The organism is Oleiphilus sp. HI0066, from assembly GCF_001635725.1.
Genome location: NZ_LWFH01000370.1, coordinates 1 through 601 on the forward strand (window position 1 = coordinate 1; position 601 = coordinate 601).

The window sequence follows — 601 nt, forward strand, 5'->3', positions numbered from 1 at the left end:
ACAATTGTGTTCTTTGATTACAACACTAATCAGAAACACCACATCCCAATTGAAATAGTCAAAACAATAAAAGAGTTAGATTTCTAAATCTGGTAATTAGAGATGAGCGTGACAGCCATTGGCTCATCTCTAATTTCGCAAATCGCTACGATAATGAGGTCAAAGTGTTAATCGTTAACCAGAATAACGGCACGTTTGATAACGCAAATAACATGAAACGCAATTCAATTTTATTAACGAGTGATTGAAACAAGCTATGAACGATTCTCAAGCCCACATAAGCCCATGCAAGTGTTTCGTTCAAACCCTCTCCAAGACCGAGTAAAGCCATACTTATCGCAAGCGCATAAAATACAGTTGGCTGCTCCATTAGATGATTGTAATTATCAGCCTTCCACCTCGCTTTCGATGGCAAACTTGCCATTTGTTCGCCGGTAGGAATCGTTGCGTCTAATGTCATTCCTGACGCCTTAATTGCGGGAAGTCGGGTTGCTAACATCCACAACCATTGCACAAGCGACCATGCAACAAGCACTACTACAGGAACTAAAATTTCATTAGTTATAGTCATCTCTAAACCTTCTTATTGTCGTGAGAAGTT

At 39.8% G+C, this 601-nt stretch carries 1 protein-coding gene; it reads right to left on the minus strand.

Translation table 11 applies throughout. From position 1 onward, the window contains the following. Window positions 1-145 precede the first annotated feature (145 nt). Complete coding sequence (locus tag A3738_RS05190; protein WP_068500090.1) at window positions 146-571, minus strand: MAPEG family protein; 426 nt, start codon at window positions 569-571, stop codon at window positions 146-148. Between the last annotated feature and the right edge of the window lie 30 nt (window positions 572-601).

Coding starts and splice junctions, on each gene's coding strand:
- A3738_RS05190 (WP_068500090.1), bottom strand. CDS start 571: ATGACTATAACTAATGAAATTTTAGTTCCTGTAGTAGTGCTTGTTGCA.